General features: G+C 44.9%; 22 protein-coding genes. 11 read left to right on the plus strand and 11 right to left on the minus strand.

Annotated features, from left to right (window positions below; all coding sequences use genetic code 11):
* Window positions 1–189: 189 nt before the first annotated feature.
* The gene (locus R7Q47_RS04475) at window positions 190–879 is read right to left on the minus strand and encodes an NAD(P)H-binding protein (RefSeq protein WP_053350419.1); all 690 of its coding nucleotides are present in this window, start codon (window positions 877–879) and stop codon (window positions 190–192) included.
* Between the two features lie 249 nt (window positions 880–1,128).
* On the opposite strand from R7Q47_RS04475, the gene cobT reads away from it, so the two are divergent.
* The 8 genes from cobT (at window position 1,129) to btuD (ending at window position 9,194) form a co-directional block, all read left to right on the plus strand.
* Window positions 1,129–2,172: a nicotinate-nucleotide--dimethylbenzimidazole phosphoribosyltransferase gene (cobT, locus tag R7Q47_RS04480; protein WP_005377883.1), complete on the plus strand. Its 1,044-nt coding sequence runs from the start codon at window positions 1,129–1,131 to the stop codon at window positions 2,170–2,172.
* 29 nt (window positions 2,173–2,201) lie between these two features.
* The gene (locus R7Q47_RS04485) at window positions 2,202–2,978 is read left to right on the plus strand and encodes an adenosylcobinamide-GDP ribazoletransferase (protein ID WP_213962632.1); all 777 of its coding nucleotides are present in this window, start codon (window positions 2,202–2,204) and stop codon (window positions 2,976–2,978) included.
* On the plus strand, window positions 2,975–3,508 hold the full coding sequence (cobU, locus tag R7Q47_RS04490; RefSeq protein ID WP_213962602.1) for a bifunctional adenosylcobinamide kinase/adenosylcobinamide-phosphate guanylyltransferase: 534 nt from the start codon (window positions 2,975–2,977) through the stop codon (window positions 3,506–3,508). Before R7Q47_RS04485 ends, cobU begins: the two co-directional genes overlap by 4 nt.
* Before the next feature lie 11 nt (window positions 3,509–3,519).
* Window positions 3,520–4,134, plus strand: a complete 615-nt coding sequence (gene cobC, locus R7Q47_RS04495; protein ID WP_017820880.1) for an alpha-ribazole phosphatase — start codon at window positions 3,520–3,522, stop codon at window positions 4,132–4,134.
* Between the two features lie 128 nt (window positions 4,135–4,262).
* Window positions 4,263–6,059, plus strand: a complete 1,797-nt coding sequence (locus R7Q47_RS04500) for a M3 family oligoendopeptidase (RefSeq protein WP_154204657.1) — start codon at window positions 4,263–4,265, stop codon at window positions 6,057–6,059.
* A gap of 274 nt (window positions 6,060–6,333) precedes the next feature.
* Window positions 6,334–7,362 carry a succinylglutamate desuccinylase gene (locus tag R7Q47_RS04505; protein ID WP_047100701.1) on the plus strand — a complete coding sequence of 343 codons (1,029 nt, stop codon included), beginning with the start codon at window positions 6,334–6,336 and terminating at the stop codon, window positions 7,360–7,362.
* 82 nt (window positions 7,363–7,444) lie between these two features.
* On the plus strand, window positions 7,445–8,440 hold the full coding sequence (gene btuC, locus R7Q47_RS04510; RefSeq protein WP_025766768.1) for a vitamin B12 ABC transporter permease BtuC: 996 nt from the start codon (window positions 7,445–7,447) through the stop codon (window positions 8,438–8,440).
* A complete protein-coding gene (btuD, locus tag R7Q47_RS04515) occupies window positions 8,427–9,194 on the plus strand; it encodes a vitamin B12 ABC transporter ATP-binding protein BtuD (protein ID WP_017820884.1) in 768 nt (255 codons plus the stop codon). Before btuC ends, btuD begins: the two co-directional genes overlap by 14 nt.
* Window positions 9,195–9,264: 70 nt before the next feature.
* Here btuD and R7Q47_RS04520 read toward each other — a convergent pair whose 3' ends face one another.
* The 3 genes from R7Q47_RS04520 to R7Q47_RS04530 form a co-directional block, all read right to left on the minus strand.
* Window positions 9,265–9,840 (minus strand): nucleoside triphosphate pyrophosphohydrolase family protein, encoded by a 576-nt coding sequence (locus R7Q47_RS04520; protein ID WP_025766767.1) that lies wholly within the window; start codon window positions 9,838–9,840, stop codon window positions 9,265–9,267.
* Between the two features lie 109 nt (window positions 9,841–9,949).
* The gene (locus tag R7Q47_RS04525) at window positions 9,950–10,522 is read right to left on the minus strand and encodes a DUF1415 domain-containing protein (RefSeq protein WP_025766766.1); all 573 of its coding nucleotides are present in this window, start codon (window positions 10,520–10,522) and stop codon (window positions 9,950–9,952) included.
* Window positions 10,523–10,611: 89 nt separating this feature from the next.
* Window positions 10,612–11,835 (minus strand): MFS transporter, encoded by a 1,224-nt coding sequence (locus R7Q47_RS04530; RefSeq protein ID WP_154204656.1) that lies wholly within the window; start codon window positions 11,833–11,835, stop codon window positions 10,612–10,614.
* Window positions 11,836–11,941: 106 nt separating this feature from the next.
* On the opposite strand from R7Q47_RS04530, the gene R7Q47_RS04535 reads away from it, so the two are divergent.
* Window positions 11,942–12,811, plus strand: coding sequence for a LysR family transcriptional regulator (locus tag R7Q47_RS04535; RefSeq protein ID WP_005389786.1), 870 nt, complete (start codon window positions 11,942–11,944; stop codon window positions 12,809–12,811).
* Between the two features lie 27 nt (window positions 12,812–12,838).
* On the opposite strand, the gene R7Q47_RS04540 is transcribed toward R7Q47_RS04535, so the two are convergent.
* Window positions 12,839–13,069 (minus strand): glutaredoxin family protein, encoded by a 231-nt coding sequence (locus R7Q47_RS04540; protein ID WP_005377871.1) that lies wholly within the window; start codon window positions 13,067–13,069, stop codon window positions 12,839–12,841.
* Between the two features lie 138 nt (window positions 13,070–13,207).
* On the opposite strand from R7Q47_RS04540, the gene R7Q47_RS04545 reads away from it, so the two are divergent.
* Window positions 13,208–13,723 (plus strand): M48 family metallopeptidase, encoded by a 516-nt coding sequence (locus tag R7Q47_RS04545; protein WP_154204655.1) that lies wholly within the window; start codon window positions 13,208–13,210, stop codon window positions 13,721–13,723.
* Complete coding sequence (rlmF, locus tag R7Q47_RS04550; RefSeq protein WP_248487542.1) at window positions 13,710–14,837, plus strand: 23S rRNA (adenine(1618)-N(6))-methyltransferase RlmF; 1,128 nt, start codon at window positions 13,710–13,712, stop codon at window positions 14,835–14,837. Before R7Q47_RS04545 ends, rlmF begins: the two co-directional genes overlap by 14 nt.
* A 71-nt stretch (window positions 14,838–14,908) precedes the next feature.
* Here rlmF and R7Q47_RS04555 read toward each other — a convergent pair whose 3' ends face one another.
* The 6 genes from R7Q47_RS04555 to R7Q47_RS04580 all read right to left on the minus strand — a co-directional run bounded on the left by R7Q47_RS04555 (window position 14,909) and on the right by R7Q47_RS04580 (window position 21,437).
* Window positions 14,909–15,229 (minus strand): hypothetical protein, encoded by a 321-nt coding sequence (locus R7Q47_RS04555; protein ID WP_005397755.1) that lies wholly within the window; start codon window positions 15,227–15,229, stop codon window positions 14,909–14,911.
* 70 nt (window positions 15,230–15,299) lie between these two features.
* On the minus strand, window positions 15,300–16,895 hold the full coding sequence (locus tag R7Q47_RS04560) for a S41 family peptidase (protein WP_225472828.1): 1,596 nt from the start codon (window positions 16,893–16,895) through the stop codon (window positions 15,300–15,302).
* 364 nt (window positions 16,896–17,259) lie between these two features.
* A complete protein-coding gene (locus R7Q47_RS04565; RefSeq protein ID WP_017633951.1) occupies window positions 17,260–18,024 on the minus strand; it encodes a hypothetical protein in 765 nt (254 codons plus the stop codon).
* Between the two features lie 30 nt (window positions 18,025–18,054).
* Complete coding sequence (locus tag R7Q47_RS04570; protein ID WP_225472830.1) at window positions 18,055–18,729, minus strand: GntR family transcriptional regulator; 675 nt, start codon at window positions 18,727–18,729, stop codon at window positions 18,055–18,057.
* A gap of 152 nt (window positions 18,730–18,881) precedes the next feature.
* Window positions 18,882–20,414 carry an aldehyde dehydrogenase (NADP(+)) gene (locus R7Q47_RS04575; protein ID WP_239932056.1) on the minus strand — a complete coding sequence of 511 codons (1,533 nt, stop codon included), beginning with the start codon at window positions 20,412–20,414 and terminating at the stop codon, window positions 18,882–18,884.
* A 21-nt stretch (window positions 20,415–20,435) separates the two neighbouring features.
* Entirely contained in the window at window positions 20,436–21,437 is a 1,002-nt protein-coding gene (locus R7Q47_RS04580) for a 4-hydroxyproline epimerase (RefSeq protein ID WP_239932028.1), read from the minus strand.
* Between the last annotated feature and the right edge of the window lie 9 nt (window positions 21,438–21,446).

The raw sequence follows: 21,446 nt of genomic DNA on the forward strand, positions 1-21,446 counted from the left end.
ATCAACCAGCCGAAGTGGCGGTTGTTTTTTATACGGGGTTTTATACGGATTTATTTATGGAGCGTAAGATAACGCTCGTGATATAACTTTAAAAATGACAAACGGGTATTAGCTAGATCTAAAATGAATATAAAAACGAGATCTAAGTCGCGTGAGAGCGTGAATTAGCACGTTAATTGTACAAAATGGTTATTCGTAGTGATGCAGTAAGTCACGCATTTCTTTCCTTTGTAAGTAAACCACCGAGTCTTCTTGATAACTGAAAAGTTGATAAATCATCGCTTTGGCGACATCTTCTGCTCGAATCGGTAAAAAGTTGGACAGTTTGCCAAGCATAAGTGGGCGAATTACCTTAAACAGAGTTTGTACTAACTTCTCGTCCATTCTTGGGTTTTGACGTTGACCAACAAGCGGGCCTGGGCGAACAAATACGATTTCCTCAAAATCCATAGCTTCGATTCGTTGTTCCATTTGTCCTTTACAAGCTAAGTAATGGGATGGCGATTTACTATTTGCACCGAGGCTAGAAACAACCGCAAGGCGTTTGACTCCGATTGTTTTCATTTGTTGCGCGACTTTGCACACCAGATCAACATCTACTCTACGCAAATTATCCTTACTGCCTGCTTGCTTAAGGGTCGTGCCTAAACAGATAAAGCCGATGGTTGGTGTTGGTTGGTTCTCATCCCATTGGTGGATAGAAAGGTCTGCATCAATGAGAGGAATAAGCTTGTTGTCCACATCTAGGACGCCATCGAGTGGGCGGCGAGAAAGATAATATAATGTTCCAACACCTGATTGATTTATGAGGTTTGCAATGACTTTTGAGCCTACTAAGCCAGTTGCACCGGCGATGATTGCGCAGGTGTTGTTATCCATATCTTTTCTCCTATATGGGAACATAGTCTAAGCTATTGTAGCGGATTTCAACGAGTTACTTATAATCTCGTGCAAGAAAGGTGAGACGCTCTGCGAACTCGGCAGACTATCCTGAGATAAACTTGATTAGCGCTGCCCCAATTGGATGCAAGTGTATACAATAGTGGGGCGCGCAAAAACTGTCGCGGAACAAGACCTCTTGAACAACAGAACACCTCTCACCCAGACAACATCAAAGGAACGTAAAAAATGGATGACTCTTTTGCTGCGGAGATACAAGCACGCATAGATAACAAAACCAAACCCGTCGGTTCTTTAGGCTTATTGGAAAAGGTGGCACTGCAGTTAGCTCTTATTCAAAGTCAGAATAAACCTCAGCCAGTTGATTCCATCGCTATCTGCAAACCGAGCATGCTGGTATTTGCTGGAGATCACGGCGTTGCAGAGGAGGGTGTGAGCATTGCGCCAAGCGAAGTCACTCAGCAAATGGTGGCTAACTTTCTCGCTGGCGGCGCAGCCATCAACTGTTTTTGCGACATTAATGGCATTCAACTCAAAGTAATCGATTGCGGCATGTTGGCTCCTATTGATGTGCTGGTTCCAGAATTTAAATCCCATCCCAACTTGGTTGAACAACGGTTGGGTAACGGTACGGCTAATTTTTCTAAACAATCCGCGATGTCCCCAGAACAAGTGGCGTTAGGTTTAGAATATGGTGCGAAGATTGCTGAGCATACCATTTTGCATGGTTCAAACCTCTTAATGTTCGGCGAGATGGGCATCGGTAATACCAGTTCGGCCTCAGCACTGTTATCGGCGCTGAGCTCATTAGATATTGATTATTGTGTTGGCGTTGGCACCGGAATCAATCAACAGCAGTTGAGCCGCAAATATAAACTGGTAGCACAGGGGGTAAACCGATGTCGAGGTCTTGATACCAAAGCGATTCTCGCACAGGTTGGGGGCTTTGAAATCGTACAAATGGTGGGCGCTTTTTTAGAAGCCAAGCGGCTTAAAACTCCAGTTTTAGTGGATGGGTTTATCGTATCGGTAGCGGCTTATATTGCGACGTTGTTAGACGAAGAAACGCGTGAATACATGTTGTTTGCCCATCGCTCTGAAGAAAATGGACATAAATTTGTATTGGAACATCTAAAAGCAGAACCTCTGCTCGACCTTGGTTTACGGCTAGGGGAGGGAACAGGAGCCGCTCTTGCCTTGCCTCTGTTAAAAGCTGCTGCCCAGTTTTACAACAAAATGGCGAGCTTCGAGAGTGCAGGAGTTACAGTTTAGTGTCAGTCCCTGATAATTCTGAGAACGTCATGCCGTCATCGTTAAGATACCAGTGGGAGTTATTTCTATTAGCTACCAGTTTTTTTAGCCGCTTACCCGTGCCCCAAGCGTTGCCTTACAGTGAAGAACGCATGAATCAGGCAGGCCGTTACTTCGCGTTAGTTGGTCTCGTGCTTGGAGCGCTTTGCGCTTTGGTATTTTCGCTCACCTCAATTCTTTTCCCAGAGTCGGTTGCCATAGTATTAACGATGGTGTTTAGCTTATTGTTAACTGGGGCTTTTCACGAAGACGGCTTGACCGATATGGCGGATGGCATTGGCGGTGGCATGACCGTAGAGCGACGCCTCTCTATTATGAAAGACAGTCGTATTGGCACTTATGGTGCCGCCACTCTCATTATGGCGTTATTGGCTAAGTATGTTTTTTGGAGTGAACTCGCTAACTTGCCGCTCTTTTGGTTGGTCATTGTCGTCGCTTACACCGCAAGCCGAGCACTAGCAGCGACGCTTATTTATGACATGCCTTATGTCAGTGACAGTGATACGTCGAAAAGTAAACCGCTGGCAAGTCGCCAGTCTTCTCTAGAAGTCTCCATTTTGTTGTTTACTGGTGGTGTAACATTGCTTGTGCTTGGTATCGCGGATGCGATCTTGATATCGCTTGTTCTCGTGGTATTTCGTTTGATATTCAAACGTTGGTTAATCAAGCGAATTGGCGGCTTCACGGGGGATTGCCTTGGCGCAGCGCAGCAGTTGTCGGAACTGCTTATTTATCTCACTATGATTGGGTTGTATCACTCCTCATGAAGCAATTGATACTCGGTGGCGCGCGCTCTGGGAAGTCGCATTTGGCAGAAAAAACAGCTAAGCAATTATCGGTCGCTTCTCATCGATCATTACACTATGTTGCAACCGCGCTGCCATTTGACCAAGAAATGCGAGAGCGAATAGCGCATCATCAAAAGCAACGCGGGGGCGAGTGGCAAGAGCATGAATGCCCCCTTCATTTATCTGAGTTACTGACAAATTTCGCTACCACCGATGTTGTATTGGTCGACTGTTTAACCTTGTGGCTCAACAATTGGATATTTGAGTTAGGTGATGAATGTTCCCATGAGAAGCTAGAAGCAGAAATTGAAAAGCTTATACAGGTGGTACGTGGCTCAGATGCGACGTTAATATTCGTCTCTAACGAGGTTGGAATGGGCATTGTACCTTTGGGGGCGGTTAGTCGTTATTTTGTGGATAATGCAGGACGGATGAATCAAAAACTAGCCAGTGTTTGCCATCGCGTTACCTTTGTTGCTGCTGGTTTGCCGTTGGTTCTTAAAGAGTAGGATGGAACAAAATGAAAACACTCAATATCTATCTTGTGCGTCATGGAAAAGTAGACGCTCCACCAGGACTCCATGGCCAAACAGATGTAAAAGTTACGCCTGCTGATCAAGAGAGTATTGCTCGGGCTTGGGCCGAGAGTGGACGAGGTGTGGGTGGAATAATTTCTTCTCCGCTTTCACGCTGTCAAGAACTGGCAAACATCATTGCTGAACAGCAATTATTACCAGTAATGACGGATGAGTCTTTACAAGAGATGGCATTTGGTGATTTTGATGGTATGCCTTTTGATATGCTCACTGAGCAGTGGAAAAAGCTAGATGCTTTTTGGCAATCGCCAGCACAACATACGTTGCCGAATGCTGAGAGCTTAAGCACATTTTCTGAGCGCATATGTCGCGTTTGGTCTCAAATCATCAACGATATCAATGACAATCTACTTATCGTCACGCATGGTGGCGTCATTCGTATGATTCTTGCTCATGTATTGGAGTTAGATTGGCGTAACCCAAAGTGGTATTCGACGTTGTCGATAGGAAACGCTTCTGTCACGCATGTAACAATTACCATAGATGAGCAAATTTACGCCTCGGTGCGTTCGATTGGCGTACCTCTTTTAACTCGTTAATTTATAAATATTAAAATGCCCAGAACGATATTGCTTACGGGCATAGTCACGGAAGATGTCAGTGGAAGCCCATCTGCTAGGTGCAGGAAGCGAAAATTGACTCAGTTACATAAAAAGGAAATATAGAAATGACAACGCCGAGTTGGGATTTGTCCATCGTTTATAACGACCTTTCTGACCCACGAATTCAAGACGATATTGCTCTTGTGGAACAATGTATTGATCTTTTGAATAAACAATCAGCAGATTGTGGCAACGTAGAGATCATGCAAAATGCGATTTTGACCAATGAAGCCGCGAGTCGTTTAGCGGGTACAGTTGCAAATTTTGCGAGTTGTTATGCTTCTGTTGATGCAACAAACGCCGAAGCGAAATCGTTACTTGGTAAAATGACCCGCATCTTTTCGGAGCTTTCCCAAGCGTTCAGTCCCTTTGATTTGACACTAACGCATGCCGACGAAGAGTTTATCTTGCGCGTGTTAGACCATGAGAATCCTGATATCAGTGGGCAAGCTTTTTCTATCTTGAATTCTAGAAAGTTGGCGGATACTCGTCTTAGCAACGCAGAAGAACAGTTACTGGCTGCGATGAGTGTGGATGGCAAATCGGCTTGGGGTAACCTATACGATAACCTGACTGGCTCATTGAAAGTGAAGCTTGAGTACACAGATGGTAATAGTGAAGAGCTTGGGTTTTCTCAAGCGGCAAGCATTCTTTATGGTTCTGAATTCGAGCGTCAAGAAGCCGCGTGGCGAGGCGTACAAGATGCAATGCAAACGCACCAAGAATCATTCGCTGCGATTTTGAATGCGTTAGCAGGATGGCGCTTAACTGAAAACAAAAAGCGTTCTACGAAGCGTGAAGTTCACTTCCTAGAGCCGAGTTTGCATGGTAGCCGAATCCAAGCTGAAACTTTAAATGCGATGATGACCGTAGCCAAAGACAGTCGAGCTATTGGTCAGAAAGCGGGTTTATTGATGGCGCAAGTACATGGTCTGGATGAGATGAAACCTTGGAATCATCTGGCGGCTATGCCTGCTTTGAGCGGTGAAGTGAAGGTTTACGACTTTGATGAAGCGATTGATGTTATTTGTGAAGCATTTGAAACAGTAAACCCTGAGATGTCGGAGTTTGTCCGTTTGATGGTACAAAATGGTTGGATTGATGCCGCGCCAAATGCTAACAAGCGTCTTGGCGCATACTGCACCAAACTGCCAGCAACGCGAACACCACTTGTGTTTATGACTTGGAGTGGCAGTCGGTCAGACCTTATGACTCTGGCACATGAACTTGGCCATGCGTTCCATAACTGGGTTATTCGTGATTTGCCACTTTGCCAAACTTACTACCCAATGACGTTAGCAGAAACCGCCTCTATCTTTGCAGAAAACATCGTTCGTGATCATTTGATTTCGAAAGCTGAGAGCGTTGATGAAAAGCTCGAGATGTTGTGGGAAGAGTTGTCATCTGCGCTAGCTTTAATGATCAACATTCCGGTTCGCTACGAGTTTGAAAAATCGTTTTATGAACGCCGCCAGGATGGAGAGTTAACCGCAGATGAATTCTGTGAGTTGATGTCAGAAACTTGGAAAGAATGGTATGGCGACGTAATGAGCGAACCGGATCCGTACTTCTGGGCAAGCAAGCTGCACTTTTCTATTGATAGCGTGAGCTTTTATAACTACCCATACCTATTTGGTTTCTTGTTTAGCAAGGGTATCTATGCACAGCGAGAAACCAAAGGCGAAGCGTTTTACACCGATTACATCAATTTGCTGCGCGATACAGGCTGCATGATGGCGGAAGATGTCGTCGAAAAGCATCTGTCGATGGATTTAACCCAGCCAACGTTTTGGCAGCAGAGTGTTGAGCTAGTGCGTGAAAAAGTCGATGAGTTTGAGCGTTTGCTCGCACAGCGCGGCTAAGTTTTTCGCAGTGTTGATGCATAATCTGCTTTATAGCTACAAAAATTTGATCAAATCATAATGATCTTAATCAGGGCTGTGGTAAAGTTCACAGCCCTAACACTTTGTAATTGTTTGAAAATTAAACGCCTCAATGCTTGATTTGAGTGCCTGGCGCGAAAAGGCATCGGATTTTCGAGGGAAATAGTGATTTCTACTCATAAGTGAGATCGCAGCAACAAAAATCCTTTGTACAATTTATTAACATATCCGCCGTGCTATTAAGGAGTAACGCATGACGAAGTATCTCTTTCGCCAATCGTTTTTAACTGACACGTTAGATGTTCATATTGATGTTGCACCAGCGGAGCAGGTGCTTTCTAACGGTGTAAAACTTAAACTCTATCAGCGTGGTGTATTAGAAGTAATCCCTGCGAATTATACTCAGGATACGAAGAACATCATCATCTCTTGTGGGGTTCACGGAGATGAAACCGCACCGATGGAGCTGGTGGATTCCATTATTCAAGACATAGAATCTGGGTTCCAGACGGTCGATACCCGTTGTCTGTTCATTATCGCTCACCCAGAGTCCACTCTGGCGCACACGCGATTCCTTGAAGAAAACCTCAACCGTTTGTTTGACGAAAAAGAACACAAACAGACAAAAGAGCTTGTTATCGCCGATACGCTTAAGCTGCTTGTTCGAGATTTTTATCAGGATACCGACCCGACAACACGCTGGCACCTTGATTTACACTGCGCGATTAGAGGCTCGAAGCACTATACGTTTGCAGTAAGTCCTAAGACTCGTCATCCTGTGCGCAGCAAAGCATTGATCGATTTCTTGGACAGTGCACACATTGAAGCAGTGCTCCTGTCAAACTCACCATCGAGCACGTTTAGCTGGTACAGTGCCGAGAACTTTGGTGCGCAGGCTCTCACAATGGAGCTTGGCCGTGTGGCTCGTATCGGTGAAAATGACCTCGATAAACTGACCGCGTTTGATTTGTCTTTACGTAATTTGATTGCGGAAACGAAGCCAGAACACCTACCAAAACCATGCATTAAGTATCGCGTAAGTCGCACAATCGTTCGTTTGAACGAAGACTTTGACTTTATGTTCGACGACAATGTTGAAAACTTCACCTCATTTGTTCACGGCGAAGTGTTTGGTCATGATGGCGACAAACCATTAATGGCGAAGAATGAAAACGAAGCGATTGTCTTCCCGAACCGCCACGTCGCAATAGGTCAACGTGCAGCTCTGATGGTTTGTGAAGTGAAAACCCGTTTTGAAGAGGGTGAGTTGGTTTACGATTAATCCAACATTGCTTTGAGAAGTTAATTGCAATTTACCGAGGCTTAACTGTAAGGTTAAGCCTCGTTTGTTTTTATCGGCCGCTATGGATTTTCAACAACTTATCCTGAACAAGGAACGACGCTGGCAACGTAACCTGATGGTTATGTCGATCGTGCTCGCTGTACTCTCTGCCATCCACTTGATGGTCGGAGAAATTTTCCTTTCTCCTTTTCAATCCTTATCTGCATTTGAACAGAAGTTATTGGTGGACTTGCGTTTACCGAGGTTAGTGTCTGCGGCAATTATTGGTGCTGCGTTAGCGGTATCTGGCGCGACGTTACAAGTGTTGCTTGGGAACGTGTTGGCTGAACCTGGCGTGCTTGGTATATCTGGTGGTGCAAGCTTAGCAATGGTCTTAATCATGTTCGCGTCACCTGTTCTTCCTACCCCGATTGTTTTTATGTTGGCAGCGATTGCAGGCTCGATGTTATTCACGTTTGTTTTGGTGGCGATAGCAAGGGCAATGCACCTGACGACGGCTCGATTGCTTTTGGTTGGGGTCGCATTGGGTATTTTATCGAGCGCGATTGTGACGTGGGCATTTTACTTTAGTGATGATCTCAGTTTACGCCAACTGATGTATTGGTTAATGGGCAGTATTGGCGGTGCAAGTTGGTATCAACATACCGTTACTTTGGTGATGTTACCGGTGCTTATCTGGTTATGTTGTAAAGGCAAGTCGCTTGATAAATTGATGCTGGGTGAGATTCATGCGACCCAATTGGGTGTCGACGTGCATCAAATGCGTTGGAAACTGATCCTCGCCATTTCTGTTTTGGTGGGTAGTTCAGTCGCTTTGGGTGGCATCATCAGTTTTGTTGGTTTGGTGGTGCCGCACTTGTTGCGTTTGGCTTTTGGTACGGAAAACCGTTATTTATTGCCACTTTCTGCAATATCTGGTGCTGCGTTGCTTGTATTTGCTGACATCGGCGCAAGACTGTTATTGGACTCCGCAGAGTTACCTCTAGGTGTCATGACAACATCGATTGGCGCACCTATTTTCATCTGGATGCTGGTGAAGAGTCATGATGCACGTTAAACATATGTCGGTTGGTAGTCGATTATTGCCTCTTTCTTTTGAATGCAAAGCTGGCGAAATCGTACATATCGTTGGGCCTAATGGTTCCGGTAAGAGTACTTTATTGGCTGCGATTTCTGGTACGTTAAGTCACCGAGACGGTATGAGTGGTGAAGTGTACGTTGGCAACAAAAACTTGCTTACTTTACCGTTGTCAGAGCAAGCTCATGTTCGAGGTTATTTGTGTCAGCAATCGCGCCCAGCGTTTAATGTTGATGTGTTTCAGTATCTCGCTTTATCTCTGCCAAGTGGTGCTGAGATTGCGGATATCAAAGTGCGTGATGCTGTCAATATGGTGGTGGAGCTGGTACAACTGCAAGATAAGCTTCATCGCAGTATTCAAACATTATCCGGTGGTGAGTGGCAGCGTGTCCGATTAGCAGGTGTATGTTTGCAGGTGTGGCGTACCATTAATCCTTTTTCGCAGTTTTTAATTTTGGATGAGCCAGCAGCACCGTTAGATATTGCGCAAGAGGGTCTGCTCTATCAATTGATTAACGCTATGGCGGCGCAGGGAATTGGAGTATTGGTTGCTAATCACGATCTCAATCGAACATTAAAGCACGCAGATAAAGTATTGCTGCTTAACAACGGTGTGCTGCACTCATCAGGAAGTGCCGATACTGTGCTAACGGAAGAAGCTCTCGGGGAAGTGTTCAATACTCAAGTCAAAAAGGTCATCGTAGATGAGCAACCTTATTTAATCTTTGATTAATGTTTAGGGACAATAAAAAACGACCTACTTGAGGTCGTTTTTTTTTAATCGAGATAGCCAAACTCAACGCTTATTGAGTTAACGGTTTTAGATCTGCAGGGCGGTAGTAAACAGATTTGAGTACTTTGCCTTTACGAATGGTTTTACCTTCCGATACGAAATCTTCGGCGCATTTCGCGATGATGTACTCACCTTTCTGCACCGCCATCAACTTGATACCTTGTTCCGCGTAGAATGCTTCTGTTTCTGAGTACTCTTGCTCGTTACGGCATACTTTGCTCATGTTGCTTGAATGTACTTCATCCCAGCAAGGAATAAATTCGATACCACGGTTTACCGCAACGTTTAATAGAAGATCAATTAAGTAGCTGATCGCCAGGTTGTCTTCTATTTTGCTGTGGCCAAGATGAACGAGACGGCCCATTAATACATACACGCTGTCTACGATGGCATCTGCTTGCTCAGTTTTACAATCTGCTTCTGCTAGCTCTGTTAGCTCTTCGATCGCCAAAGAGGTGTGTAGTGTGTCTGCTTGCGTATCAAGGCTTGCAGCGTCTGCGACTGGTAAGTCGAACGTACTACGGAACTCGGTGATATCACGGTATAAGTGATCAAAAATCTCTTGGGTTAGCTTTGACAGTTGCATTCTAATTTCCATTGAATCGATTGAAGCGGCAATGATACCAAACCGCACTTTGAACCCCAAGGGCATTGCATCTAACTGGTGATAAATCTGCCTTTGGGAATGGTGGTGCTTAACGAAATAGGTAAGGGAACAGCTTTTTACGTTCTTCCTCTGAAAGGGCGGAAACACGAGCGATGTTCGTATCGGGAATGGATTCAGGATCAGGATAGTGTTTTAGTACCTTTTCCATACTCTCTTCGCGAATCAAATGGAAGATCGGGTAAGGAGAACGATTGGTTAGGTTTTCGTCGTCTTCAGGCCTTGCGCCGCCAAAACAGTAATCAGGATGGAAAGTCGCTACTTGGAAAACACCTTCCCAGTTTTGCTGCTTAATTAATCCTTCAACCCAATCTATGCAAAAGTTGTAGTCCCAGAAATCTTGTAGCATGTTGGGAACCACAACCAACGTGGTCTCAAGTTGTTCGGGTTCTGTGTTACTCAGCTCAATCAGCTGCAATAAAATATCTTCTAGAAGCGCTTCTTCTTGAGTCGCTTCACTAACAAAGATTTTGATTTGTTTATTACGTTGCGGCTTGGCAGCAAATGGACAAAGGTTGAGACCGATTACTACATCGTTGAGCCATTGATCGACCTGTTGAGTGATCGCTTCGATATCTGTGTTTTGTGTTGAACGCGTTGACATACGACTTTCTGGTTTTTATTAAAGTAGCGCAAGCATAGCAGAGTTGGTTATCCAAGTAACCAGAGAGGTATTACGCAAATGAGCGTACCTTAGCTACTCTTTAAACTCGCAGCGTCAGGTGTTTGGTCAGTATGCTTTCTTTCGGCAATGTGTTTCAAATACGCAATTGCAGCAAACATCGCTAGGTAGACTGCGCTTCCTCCCATAAGAACACTCGACCAACCACCATGTTGCCAACAATAAAGAAGTAAGAATCCTCCTAAGCTACCGCCTACGTAGTAGTGTACTAAGTAGAGCGCTGTCGCGGTGGCTTTGGCGCGAGTGGCGTTCTGACCGACCCAACCGTAGGCGAGGGTATGAGTAAAGAAGGCACCAAAACTTATCAGCAACAACCCAAATAGCATTGCAGTCAAGCTTTCAACCGCCGCAATCCACATCCCCGCCATGCTCACTATCGCGCCTAAGAACATACCGAGGATTGATGAATAACGTTTACTCCATTGGCCTGCGCAACGAGAGGAGAAAGTCCCTCCCAAGTAACAAATAAAGATCAGTGAGGCCAACCCGACGGGCACATTGTGAGGTTCACTCACCAGACGGAAACCCATGACGGAGTAAAGGTTGACGAACAAAGCAAAGTTGAGTCCTCCTATCAGCATTGCGAACCACACGCGTTGGTTTTTAAAATGACCAATAAGCGCACGATTTTGATGGCGCAAGCTGCTTGATGACGGGGTGAAGTTGCGCTGTGTTGGCAATAAATAGTGAACGCCAATGACACCAAGAAGAGTGAACACCATCATAACTTCAATGGCGACATCAACACTGAAATTGTCCGCCAATAAGCCGCCGCTAATACGCCCTGCAATACCGCCTAATGAGTTAGCCGCAATGTACGTTCCAATTGCCATCGAGAAAGCGTGCTTGTCGAGCTCTTCTGCCATGTAAGCCACGGCGACTGCAGCAAAAGCTGCGAGCGCGACACCGATCAGTGCTCGACATACCACCAAAAACAGAAATGAGTCACCAAATAGCATCAAAGCGGAAAGGGTAGGAATCGAAAACAGACCAGCCATCATGACTGGCTTTCTTCCCACTGATTCTGACAACACAGCCATTGGAACGAGGCTAAAAGAGAGAGCGAGTGTTGAGGCCGCAAATAACCAGTTCACTTGCGTTTCTGAGATCGTGAAAATTTGAGCAAAAGTGGGCAGCATTGGCTGTAGTAGGTATAAATTTGAAAAAACCAAGAAGGAACCAAGCGCTAGCGAGAGCGTAATGCGTTTGTATTCCGGTGTGCCAAAACTGACCATGAATCCTGCCTAATGTGAGCAAATGGAGAGACTGTGATCAATCTATCAGTTCGTTATAAATTAAAAAAATATATTAAAAATATGGACACCATATATTTTTGATCTAATGGAATCGAAACAACTTAAACATTTTCTGGCGGTCGCTGAACACGGAAACATTACCCATGCGGCGAAAGCCCTGCATATTGCCCAGCCCGCATTAAGCATTTCTATCAAAAAGTTTGAGCAGTCTTTGGGCGTTACCCTATTTCGCCGTGATGATAAAAAAATCAGCTTAACGAAAGAGGGCGAAACGTTATTTGTACATGCTAAGCGGGTGATTCAACAGTTGCACGACGCGCAGCTCGCGATTGATGAGTTGAAAGGTTTAGCGAAAGGCGAAGTAAGACTAGGGACGCCATCAATGATGGGCAGTTATTTCTTTCCACGAATTGTGATGGCGTTTAAAAGCCAATTCCCTGAGTTAAAATTGACCTTGGTCGAAGCTGGAACTCAATCGATTCGTCGTATGCTGCTCAATGGTCAACTCGATATTGGTGTGATCAGTTGTGATAATGTGCCTGATGATCTAGAAACTGACCATTTGTTTACTAGCCAAATGGTCGCAGTTGTTTCACCTGAGCATGAGTTAGCCCAGCGACACGCTCTTACTTTTGATGAGTTCTTTGAACACGATTTGGTTATGTTTCAGCATGGCTATTTTCACCGCGAATTTTTGGATCAGGTGAGTGAGGAGCATGGGTTTACCATGAAGTCATCATTCGAGACCAACTTACTGCCTTTGATTTTGAGTATTGTAAAACAAGAGTTTGCGATTACCGCGTTACTGGAATTGGTGACTCAACATGAGTCGGGCGTTGTTGGCTTACCGTTTGAACCACCAGTGACGCTGGATCTGGCACTTGCTTGGCGCAAGCAGGGGTATTTATCAATAGCAGATCGAACGTTTATCGACTTTATCAAGCGCTACGTTTAAACGCAGCGCAGATTCATCGTCCGAGCACTAGTCGCCTTTGTACATCTTCTCGAAGTTCTTTGGGTTCCAGCCAATCATTACCCGATCACCAATTTTTAAAACTGGCACTGAACGAGCACCAAGCGCATCAAGTTCTTTGCGACCGCGTTGCATCTTAGCATTGCACAAACGATAGTTAATATTTTTCGAATCCAGATAACGTTGAGCATCTTTGCAGTGAGGGCATTTGTCTTTGACGTAAAGGACGACACGTTTCATTGAGTTTCTCTCCATTATCATTGGGAGGCGAAGTTTAACGGCCTTTCACAATAAATGAAAGGCGAAAGCTAAGGTGAAACTGTCCTTTATCTCAGGTATATTGAGCGCCTTTATTTTGTCATAACAGACGTTAATTCTATGCATCCGTCACTTCGATACATTCAAGGCTACCCACAAAACATCGTAGAGCAGGTGAGCTCATTGATAGCGAGTGGCAAGTTTGTTCCTTGGTTCGAGAAGCGTTATCCGGACAGGCACCAAATCAAAAGCGAAAGGGCGCTCTATGAGTACGCCATGGCAATCAAAAACCGCTACATGAAGAAAGCCGCGCCAATCAGTAAAGTCGTCTACGATAAGAAAATTCACGCGGTAAACAACGCGCTTGGTTTGTACAGTGTAATCAGTAGAAACCATGGCGGTAAGCTGAAGTCGAAAAACGAGATTCGCATTGCCAATGTATTTAAGGATGCGCCCGAGCCACTATTAAGAATGCTGGTGGTACATGAGTTGGCGCATACTCGTGAGAAAAACCACGACAAGGCGTTCTATCAGCTATGTTGCTATATGGAGCCTGAGTATCACCAACTCGAATTTGATGCTCGTTTGTTTATGATTTACCTCGATTTAAAAGCGAATTTGAATGAAGAACAATAATCACAACGCGAAGCAAGCAAAGCCAAAGACTTCAAAGGCGGCTCAGAATAAAGACGCGAATAAAGCCAAGCCGAAGCGTGTTAAAGACAAAGTTGCGCGCAAATCCTCGCAGCCTGCAGGAAAGAGCGAAGTCGAGTTCATAAAAATAGCGAAGAATGGTTTGCATGAGCGTAATGTTCATCGAGGTCGTTACGATTTTAAAAAACTCGTGGAAAGTGAACCACAGTTAAAGCCATTCGTTATCAAAAATCCGAAAGGGGAAGACTCCATAAACTTCTCTGATCCTAACGCTGTTAAAATTCTCAATAAAGCATTGCTTGCTGCGTATTATGGTATCGAGTTCTGGGGCATTCCCGACACCTACCTTTGCCCACCGATTCCGGGCCGCGCTGATTACATTCACCGAGTGGCAGAACTTCTTGATGGTGAAGTAAAAGGTCAGTACGCGCACCAAAAAGTGAAAGCGTTGGACATTGGCGTGGGAGCAAACTGTATTTATCCGATTGTTGGTGTAACAAAATACGGTTGGCACTATACGGGCAGCGATGTCGATCCAAAATCCATCCAATCGGCTCAAACGATCGTAGAGCACAATCGTGTTTTGACGGGAAAAATTGCACTAATACAGCAACACAATGATGCCAATATTTATCGAGGTATCATTCAACCGAATGATCGTTATGATGTGACGACATGTAATCCGCCATTCCACCGTTCGGCGGAAGATGCCGCTATGGGCAGCCAGCGTAAAATCGATAATCTAAAAGCAAACCAGCGTAAGAAAGGGCTAAAACCTCAAACCGCACAAGTAAAGACAAGTAAGCCTGCGTTGAATTTTGGCGGTCAAAACGCTGAATTGTGGTGTGAAGGCGGAGAAGCGGCGTTTATCCGAAAAATGGCGAATGAAAGCCAAGCTTTTGCTGCGCAGGTCTTGTGGTTTACAACACTTATATCCAAAAAAGACAACGTTCGCCCGATGCGCAAGCAGCTTGAAAAATTGGGTGTGAAAGCCATTCGTGTGGTTGAAATGAGTCAAGGGCAGAAAGTGAGCCGCTTTGTAGCTTGGTCATACATGGATAAGCAACAGCGCAAAGCATGGATTGAACTAAAGTAACGTTGACCGTTTCACACTGAACAATAAAGTAGGAAGCCCGCTGATATCAGCGGGCTTCTATTTTGGGAGATCTAAAACTTAATGATGGGCTCACAATCTAGTGAACTGAGAGAGACAAAAGTATCTGTTTTGGCATAGTACAAGCCACAGGTTTCACCTCTTATCTGCAACGTATATTGGTCTGGAAGATCCGTATAGCTGCCATCCAACAGTTGATTGTTGTTCCCTTTTACTCGTCCTTTTTCAATCAACAAATGCGGTGAGGATTCAAATACGTTATTTGCGATTCTAGGTGCTGGTGTCCCTTGGATTTCTGCGATCGCGTTTTGAATCTCTATGACTGTTTCCGGAGAGTTCTTTTTACTCAATGCTTCAACGGGTTCTTGTGACATAGCTTGGCATCCTATCAAAGAAATCGAAGTGCCTAAGAAAAGCGCAACCCGAATCAGCATTCGTAAAAAGTTAGTTGATCTCAACATGAATTGCCTCTGTTCGTAGCGGAGAGCGAAGATCGCTTAACTCCGGAGATGAAATGTTACGCGGCATGGCGTTGAAACTTGAAGGGGATACTGGCGGACAGGTTCCTGTTTCCATGTAGTTTAGCGCCGCAGAAAGCATACCTTCAGACGGATCGCCTAACGGTTTTGTTAGGTCGTCATTGACCCAGCAACCTTCCACTCTATTGTTTAAGCCTAGCTCGGTATTGATTTGGCTCTTTGGAGTAGGAATAAAACCATCAGCGAAGTCGCCAAATTTTTTCTCGTTCGCCGACTTGAACTGAATAGTGTAGTACATAGTGCCGCAGTTTTGTTCTGGTGAGAACCCATACGGTTTACCTGTGGTTGTTGAGCCTATTTGGATAACCTCCACATCAATGCCGCGCAAAGCGTTGATTAACAGTTCACTTGAGGAAGCCGTGCCTCCTGAAGTCAGTACATATACGCGCTTTTTGTTCAGTGTCGGAAGCACTTGGTCCGAATATTTCTGTGCTGCCCAGTCTATTGCTAGATTCGTAAAGCGATAGATGTTATCCCCATCCTTAATGGTACGCATCACTTTGTCATTGTGAATCAATTCACTGAAGACTCGGTTCTGACCAGCACCGCTTAGCATGTAGCCTACTTGCGAGGACTGAAGGACTAAGCCACCGCCGTTGTAACGTAAATCAACGACGATCTCGTCAACATTCTCTGCTGAGAGCGTACTGAACGCCTCAATAAGCGGGGCTTGAGCGCTTGGTTCAAAGGAGTTGTATTGCAGATAGCCGATCCGCATACCATTGTGTGTAATCACTTTGGCATTTTTAACTGGAGAGGTCATGACATCAGAGGCGGTAAGCGTCACGGTTTTCTCTAGACCGTCAACACTCTCAAATGTGAAGGTGTAATCTTGATTGATGTCAGGGTTAAAGAGCGTTTTGTTAATAAAATCAATGTCGGACTGACTACCGGTGTTAACCACATCAATATTATTGATTTTCAGAAGCTTATCACCACGAGCAATGCCGCTTCTATCAGCTGGCGAGGCTTCTTCAGTGTAGGAAATACGAACGTCTCGAGGTTGTACGCCACGTAGGAATGCCCAGTTAAAACCAAATCCAGCAACTAAACCGGATTGCGATGATTTCATCTCATCTTCATAAGGGACGGTAAAATGGAAGCGATCTTTTGGTTTACCCGTCGCGGTAGTAGCAGAGGTGACCAGCGTATTGAAGTAATCAGTAACAGTTTTGTAGTTTGCTGGATTATTATCAGGAACCTCGTCATACCATAGATACGTTTCGTTAGTAAAAGCTCTTAAAAAGAGTTTTTCGTGTAATGCAGAGCCCAATTTATCTGGATAGGCGGCATAGTTGTCATATGGGTCCAGTCCGACGCGGGGCGTTTCACATTGGTTGATAAACGTTTTCGACGGTTGGCTAAAATCACCGGCTTTCCATGTTGGACCGTTTGCACTGCTAGTGGACGGAGTAGGTGATGAACCATCACCGCCGCCACCGCCACAGCCTTGTAATAATGCGAGAGTGACTGCCGTTGCTAAAGAATACTTAAATTTCACTTTTCTATGTCCTTATAAATAATAGAATTATAATTATGTGTTTTGCTTTTGTTTTTATTAGCCAGGTGAATGTATTAATTTAATTTGTTCGTCTGCAAATTTATAGTTAAATAGTGTGAGGTAAATAACGTAAAAAAGTTGTCTTTTATACTTAAGCTAAATTAGTCATTACTTAAGTTTTCTGTCTATTTCAAAAGAGCTAACAAGACAATTAATAAGTGTGAAATTAAGACAAGTTCTTAGTTGACTAAGCGATGCTTGCTAAATAAAAATCAGAATTAGATTCAGGAAACGCTTTGAATCAATAGTTTGGTAGGGATATATGATGTTATCTGGGGTTTGTTTGATTTATTTGTCTGATGCTTTAACTTAATTTAGTGAGTTGAGCGACGTGCTTTAATAGGCTTCCGTCAATGTTAGGTAAATCATCAGCGAAAAATATCTGAGCACCGGGAGTGCAGCGCATTAATATATTTATTAGTTCACCTTCATTGTTGGAAGTGTTAACTGCGTTAAGTTTCGCTAATTTATTACAAAGCTCGTCCTCTATTTGCACTTTCTGCTCTTCGGTGAGCCTAATGCGACCTATACATACGCCTGGGTTGATATCATGAGAAAGCGAATCTTGTTGAAATCGCTCTTTGAATAAGGTGTCTAATGCCGTACCTTCTTCCATAATAAATCGACGACCAGAACGGTAAAACAAGCCGTCTCCGAAGTTTTCGACATATCCTAGAATTTCCGCGATACGCAAATAGAATCGTAAGCTTGTATCAGAAAGTCCGTAAGTTTGGGCTATCTCTTGCGGTTTAATATCACGAGAAGTCAGCATATAAATAAAATCAAGTAAGTAAGGATGCTCAACGAAAAGGGCGCTCTCTTCATCTGTTAGCATTTGCTCGTTTTGGTGCTGAAGCTCGTTGGCTAAGGTTGCGAGTTCGATGAGATCGGTATTCAGGTAGTTCAGATAAATAAGTACTTTATCCAAACCTAAAGCTGGATTATGTAGGTGGCGTTTAATACTAGATAAAGGGATGCCACTTTTCTCTGACAAGGAATTGTAGCAAAGCCCTTCTTCTTTAATCTTTTGTCGTAGCGCTGCGAGTAAAAACTTTGGTCCAACATTCATCCTTGAATATCACCTTATTCGTTATTCCGTTTACTGGCTGATATTTTGCCTTTCAAGCAGCAGGTTTCGAATCGCTGTGCCCGCTTCTAGAATGTGTTTTTTCAGCAGGTACTTGGCGCCTTCGATATCGCGATTTTGGCACATTTCAAACAAGTTTAAGTGCTCTTCTTCTGCCTTTTTAATGCCTGTAGTAAACAATAGCTGCATGCGTATGTATCGGTCACACTTTGTGTTCAGGTTGTAAATGACGTCCATAGTTTCAGGCATGTTGGCTGGCGCATATAGGGCTTTGTGGAACTCGTAGTTGTAGTTGCTCCATTCTTCTACTTCGGCGCCACTGTTCACTACTGACTCGAAACGTTCGCGAACTTCGCGCGCGCGTTCAAGGTCAGCGTCTGTCATATTTTGAATCGCACGCTCTAAAATGTGGCATTCCACGACAGCGCGCAGTTCAAATAGCTCATTGATTTTCTCTGGAGATAGCTCAGTGACCGTCGCACCTTTGTGAGGTTCAAAGCTAACGAGTCCTTGTGCTTCCAATTGAACTAACGCTTCACGCACAGGAATTCGGCTAACATTAAACTCTTTTGCTAACGCATCTTGACGTAAAGGTTGACCAGTTTTTAACTCGCCCTTCAAGATCTGAGTTCGAATTGCTTCCTCAACGAGCTGAGTACGCGTTTTAAAAACAGGTTTCTGTGACATTGAAGTCTCCCGTGAAATTAATATTGTATCCAATCCATTTTACTTTAGTAGTTTATTGTTTTTCTGGCACAAACCAACTAGGAAAGAAGGTTTTGAGAAGTAGAGTGAAATAAAAGGCATCAGTTGATGCCTTTTTGAGCCATTTGGTGATCTTATTGGGAGACTCTGCCATCTATGGCGCGTTGAATACCCAGTGGGTTCGACGCTTTTAATGAATCCGGCAATAAAGATTCTGGTAAAGCTTGATAAGCGACGGGACGCAACCAACGATGAATAGCCTCTGCCCCGACAGATGTTGAGGCAGAATTGGTTGAAGCCGGATATGGTCCACCATGAACCATAGCGTAACCAACCTCGACGCCAGTTGGCCAACCGTTGAATACAAGGCGTCCGGCGATTTCTTCCAAACTTGGAAGCAGTTGCTTCGCTTGTTCTTCGTCTTCAGCGGTAGCGTGAAGGGTTGCGGTGAGCGATCCAGTCAGTGAATCACTCAGTTTCAACATGTCATCGAAATCTTCACAGATTACGATTAACGATTGAGGACCAAATATTTCTTCCTCCCATTGCGGGTTTTCACGCCAGTTTTTACTGTCCGTCACGAACAGTGCTGGTGAGACATTGGTCGCTTCTGCTTGTTCAGAACGAGTGACGTTAATGCCTGTTTCGGAAGCTCGCTTATCCACTTCGGATTCATACGTTTCTCGGATTCCTTGCGTTAGCAAAGTGGCCGTTGATTGTTGTCGAATTAACCCTTGAGCGATTTCGATAAAGGCTTGCGTTTCTGGGCTATTCAAGACAAATACAACGCCTGGTTTTGTACAAAATTGTCCACAGCCCAAAGTCATAGAAGCCACAAACTCTTCAGCCAATGAGGCGTTTGCTCGTATGGCTGAAGGGAGAATAAATGTTGGGTTAATCGCCCCTAGTTCACCATAGAAGGGGATTGGCTCTGGTCTTTGCTGAGCTAGATTGAACAGCGCACGGCCACCACCGACGGAGCCTGTAAACCCAACCCCTTTAATTTTTGGATGGGTAACGAGTGCTTGGCCAAGTGCGCGTTTGTTGCCTTGCAATAGCGTGAAGATGGCTTGCGGTAAGCACTCTTTCTCCAGTGCAGCCTCAATACACTCTGCAACAAGTTGACTGGTGCCAGGGTGGGCGGTATGGCCTTTTACAATCACAGGACAGCCAGCTGCCAGTGCCGAAGCCGTATCACCACCTGCCGTAGAAAATGCGAGCGGAAAATTAGACGCACCAAACACGGCGACAGGGCCAATTGCGATTTGTTGACGGCGAATATCTGGTTTTGGCAGTGGTTGACGGTTTGGGTTTGGCGTATCGAAAATTGCTTGATGGTGATTACCCGATCTCACAACCTCGGCAAATAGTCTTAATTGGCTCGCTGTACGTCCTATTTCACCGCTTAAACGTGCTTCGGGAAGGGCAGTTTCCAAATGAGCACGAGCAACGATTTCTTCACTCTTCACTTCCAATTCAGAGGCGATAGAGCAAAGTAAGCTCGCTCGCTTTGCATTGCTTAGTTGGCGAAACTCACGCGCAACGCTTTGGGCGGCTGAGGCGGCTTGATTAACTTCTTGCTCTCCATGTACCGGAAACGCTATAGGTAGAGGCTCACCAGTAAAGGCGTTGACTGCGTAAAAAGTGGTTGGTTCTTGTGGGTTCATCATTCTTCCTTACTATCCTTGTTACTTCACTTCAAATCCGTACGCATATGGGTCTTCATCGTCTACCCATATCGTGTTGTGACCGTATACTTGTGCCCATCCTTCAATGCTTGGCAAAATAGCGGCTTTGCCATTCACTTCGGTAATGCCTTCTATACGTCCTTGAAATAGGCTGCCGATGATACTTTCGTGAACAAAGTCTTCTCCTTGATTGAGTTTGCCTCTTGCATGCCATTGCGCCATGCGCGCACTTGTTCCCGTACCACATGGCGAGCGATCCAACGCTTTGTCGCCGTAAAACACAGCATTTCGAGCGGTAGCGTTTTCTTGAGTGGGCTCTCCGGTCCATAGCACGTGAGAAACACCGCACACTGTTGGATCTTCTGGATGTACGCACTCAACCGCTCGAGATACCGCTTCGCGAACTTTTGGAGAAAGCATCAAAATTTCATCTGGAGAGTAGTATTCAAGTCCGGCGTAGTTTTCTTGAGGATCGACGATTACGTAATAGTTTCCGCCATAAGCAACATCGACAGTGAGCTCACCTAAGCCCTCTATGTTCACGGTTACGTCTTGGTGGGCAAGGTAAGCTGGTACGTTAAATATCTTCACCGACGTGACCTTGTCACCTTTTGTTTGGTAGTGCACTTCGATTTGTCCTGCTGGGACATCAAGTATCAAACGGCCTTCTTTTTTGGGAGTGATAAGGCGATTCTCGATAGCGGTAGTGACGGTTCCAATGGTGCCGTGGCCACACATTGGTAAGCAGCCACTGGTTTCAATAAACAGAATTGAAGCGTCTGCGTTATCGCTGCAAGGAGGCAAGACAACTGACCCCGACATCATTGAGTGTCCGCGAGGCTCAAACATGAGTGCCTGACGAATCCAATCATAATGCTCAAGAAAGTATTGGCGCTTTTCGCTCATGGTATTGCCTTCGAGTGGAGGCACACCGCCTGCGACCAGCCTAACTGGGTTGCCGCAGGTGTGGGCATCAATACAGAAAAAAGTTCCTTGTCTCATTTTTCGCTC

The organism is Vibrio sp. Vb0349 (genome assembly GCF_033338975.1).